The sequence below is a fragment of the Burkholderia sp. HMSC10F09 genome (assembly GCF_001806955.1).
GTDB lineage: Bacteria > Pseudomonadota > Gammaproteobacteria > Burkholderiales > Burkholderiaceae > Burkholderia > Burkholderia multivorans.
This window is the reverse complement of the sequence record NZ_KV786774.1, coordinates 1-3,579: the sequence shown is the minus strand read 5'-3', so window position 1 is coordinate 3,579 and position 3,579 is coordinate 1. Positions and strand designations below refer to the sequence as shown.

Genomic DNA, 3,579 nt, shown 5'->3' with positions numbered 1-3,579 from the left:
GCGCCGACGAAGCGACGGCAGCGCATGCGGACGCGGCGGCCGCATGGGCGGAGCGCGAAGCGCAGCTCGAGGACGCGCTCGCGCGCGCGCGTGCCGAATGCGACGCGCAGCGTGACGCCTGCCGTACGCTCGCCGCCGAACGCGACACGCTCGCGCAGCACGCGACGAAGATCGCCGACGAAGCGGCGCGCCTGCGCGGGCTCGCGGGCACGTTCGAGCGCTGGCACGAGCAGATGATCTCGCTGACCGCGCAGAACCAGGACATGCGCATGAAGAACCAGGAGCTGTCGGCGATCGTCGCGCACGTGTCGATCGTGTCGCTCAATGCGTCGATCGAAGCGGCGCGTGCGGGCGCCGCGGGCCGCGGCTTCTCGATCGTCGCGAGCGAGGTGCGCGGGCTCGCCGCGCGCTCGCAGCAATTGTCGAACAGCTATCGCGACAGCCTGAACCGCAACGATCTCGTGACGGCCGCGACGTTCCAGGACATTCAGGCCGGCGGCAAGATGATCACGGCCGCGCTCGCGACGGTCGAGACGCTGGCCGGCCAGCTGCGCGCCCGATTCGAGGGAGCGGCCGCGTGATCAGCGCACAGGCGAAGGCCGGTTTCGAGCGGATCTTCTTCGACGCCGCGCGCACGCGGCTCGCCGCCGACAGCGCGTGCGACATCCGCCCCGTCGCGCACGATGCAGGCGATGCTTCGAGCGCGTCTACGCCCCCGTCCGCGTCGCGCCCGACGCCACGCCCGAACGCGCGCGCGGCCGAGCACCTTGCCGTGCTGACGATTTCCGCGCTGCATTTCCGGCTGCTGCTCGCGCTGAATTTTCGTGACGACGAAGCGACACGCCGCCATTTCGCGTCCGCGATGCAGACGGGCGGTGCACAGCGGCCGTTGCCGGAAGCGTTCATGGAGATTGCGAATCTGTGTTGCGGGGCGATCAACCAGGCGCTGACGGCGGCGTTCCCCGATCTCGGGATGTCGACGCCGTATCTGCTGCACGGCGCGAGCGTCGACTATCTGGCCGCGCTTCGCCCGGACCACATGGCCGCCTACGACGTGACGCTCGACGGCGACGTGCGCATCGGCGCGACGCTTTGCGTCTGCGCCAACGCGCCGGTCGACTTCCACGTGCCGGAAACGGCCGCCGCGGTAGACGCCGGCGGCGCGCTCGAACTGTTCTGACCGGCCCTGACGAACCCCGCGCGCGTGCCGCGCGATCGAACCCGAGGATTTGCGAGATGACCGAAGACCGACCCGTCAGCAAGGTGCTGGTGCTCGAAGACAGCCGCGCACATGCGGACGCGATCAAGCGCTTTTGCGACGAACATCATCTGGTCGGGCTGACCGTGCGACGCAACCGGCTGCTGCAGGTGCTGCGCTCGAACATCGACCTCGGCGCGATCCTGCTCGCCGAAGACTACGGCGGTTCGCCGGCCGAGAGCGCGATCGTCGCGACGCAGATCGACGCGCTGCGCCCGGAGTTGCCGATCATCCTGCGCCGCACGTCGCTCGCGTCGCGCGAGGGGCTGCCGGAGGCGCTCGCCCGCGTCGCCTGCGCCGCGTACGTCGCGGACGACATGACGCCGCTGCGCCGCGCGATCGACGAATACCTGTTCAGCCGCGACTACCCGAACGCGCTCGTGCGCGGCATCTCGGAGATCACCGAGGCGCGGCTCGACACGCTGTTTCCGGGCATGACGATCGAGCGCGACACGCCGTGCATCGTGCGCGACCAGATCATCTTCGGCGAGGTGTTCAGCCTGATCGCGCTGGAAAGCGCGTGGTGCCGCGGCTACATGCTGCTGCAGACGAGCGAGCAGCCGCTGCTCGACATGATCGGCAGCGTGCATCGCGACCGGGCGCCGGACTTTCGCGACGTCAACGGCGTGCTCGGCGAACTGACGAACCTCGTCTGGGGCGCGTTCAAGAACCGCTACCTCGGCGACGCCGACGCGCTCGCGCGTCATCCGGTGCAGGTGCCGCTCGTCGTCAATCACAAGCAGAAGTTCATCTCGTTCGGCGGCGACTGTCCGCAGCTCTGTTTCAAGTACCGGATGACGGACCCGTCGAGCGGCCGCGCGGTGCAGATTGATCAGCGCTTCGTGTTCAGTCTCAGCTGGTCGCCGGAGGATTTCCGCGAGCAGGTGCCGGACGTCGGGCCGATGGTCGAGTCGGGCGAACTCGAACTGTTTTGAAGTCAGCAACACACGAAAGGGGAATACCGCATGGCAAAGATTCTGGTGGTCGACGATTCGGGCACGGTGCGCGACGAGGTCGCGGGCTTTCTGCGCAATCACGGGCTCGACGTCGCGACGGCGGTCGACGGCAAGGACGGGCTCGCGAAGCTGCGCACGACGCCGGGCGTGCGGCTCGTGATCAGCGACGTCAACATGCCGAACATGGACGGGCTGACGATGGTCGAGAAGATCCGCGGCGAGCTCGCGAATACGTCGGTCAACGTCGTGATGCTGACGACCGAAAGCAGCCCGGCGATGAAGGAGCGCGGCAAGGCCGCGGGCGTGAAGGGCTGGATCGTGAAGCCGTTCAAGGGCGATGCGGTGCTCGATGCGCTGAAGAAGCTCGCGAGCTGAGGGCGGCGTCGCGCGGCGCCGCCGGCGACTGGACGGCGCGCCGAATGTGGAGGACCATTTGACCGTCTTCGTCTGTCGATGCCGGAGCGAATCCGGCCGAACCTCGTCGAGCGGAACATCATGGAACCCGATCACGCGACTTCCGAGCCGATCCTGTTGCGCGACATGCGCGACGGCGTCGTCACGCTGCGGCTGAACCGGCCGCAGCAGTTCAATGCCTTGTCCGAAGCGATGCTGGCCAGCCTGCGGGACGCATTCGATTCGCTGGCCGCCGACGCGCGCGTGCGCTGCGTCGTGCTGGCCGCCGAAGGCAAGGCGTTCTGCGCGGGGCACGACCTGCGCGAGATGCGCAGCAAGCCGGATCTCGACTATTACCGCACGCTGTTCGCGCAATGCAGCCGCGTGATGCTCGCGATGCGCGCGCTGCCCGTGCCGGTGATCGCGCGCGTGCACGGGATCGCGACGGCGGCCGGCTGCCAGCTCGTCGCCGCGTGCGATCTCGCGATCGCCGCCGACACCGCGCGCTTCGCGGTGTCCGGCATCAACGTCGGGCTGTTCTGCTCGACGCCGGCCGTCGCGCTGAGCCGCAACGTATCGGCCAAGCGCGCGTTCGACATGCTCGTGACCGGGTGCTTCGTCGACGCGGCGACGGCCGCCGCGTGGGGCCTCGTCAACGAGGCCGTGCCGGCCGATGCGCTCGACGCGGCGGTCGCGCGCAAGGTTGCGGAGATCGTCGCGAAGAGCCCGGCCGCGGTGCGCTACGGCAAGCAGATGTTCTACCGGCAGCGCGAATTGCCGCTCGACGACGCGTATGCGTACGCGGGCGACGTGATGGCGCGCAACATGATGGAAGAGGATGCCGGCGAGGGCATCGATGCGTTCCTGGAAAAGCGCGCGCCGACGTGGCGTGCGTAGCGGGGCGGCAGGCACTGCGCCGCGGTCGGCGCGGCGCTGACCGGAACGCGGCGGCGCGGCCGCCGCGCGTTCAGC

The 3,579-nt window shown here is 69.2% G+C and carries 5 protein-coding genes; all 5 read left to right on the top strand.

Annotated features, from left to right (window positions below; all coding sequences use genetic code 11):
* A partial coding sequence (locus HMPREF3115_RS17925; protein WP_070555487.1) for a methyl-accepting chemotaxis protein occupies positions 1-581 on the top strand: 581 nt, incomplete at its 5' end.
* Complete coding sequence (locus tag HMPREF3115_RS17920; RefSeq protein ID WP_006409692.1) at positions 578-1,180, top strand: hypothetical protein; 603 nt, start codon at positions 578-580, stop codon at positions 1,178-1,180. The genes HMPREF3115_RS17925 and HMPREF3115_RS17920, both read left to right, overlap by 4 nt.
* Before the next feature lie 56 nt (positions 1,181-1,236).
* Positions 1,237-2,193, top strand: a complete 957-nt coding sequence (locus HMPREF3115_RS17915) for a chemotaxis protein CheX (RefSeq protein ID WP_006403847.1) — start codon at positions 1,237-1,239, stop codon at positions 2,191-2,193.
* 30 nt (positions 2,194-2,223) lie between these two features.
* Positions 2,224-2,589 carry a response regulator gene (locus HMPREF3115_RS17910; RefSeq protein ID WP_006399794.1) on the top strand — a complete coding sequence of 122 codons (366 nt, stop codon included), beginning with the start codon at positions 2,224-2,226 and terminating at the stop codon, positions 2,587-2,589.
* A gap of 120 nt (positions 2,590-2,709) precedes the next feature.
* Positions 2,710-3,504, top strand: coding sequence for an enoyl-CoA hydratase (locus HMPREF3115_RS17905; protein WP_175835621.1), 795 nt, complete (start codon positions 2,710-2,712; stop codon positions 3,502-3,504).
* Positions 3,505-3,579: the final 75 nt, after the last annotated feature.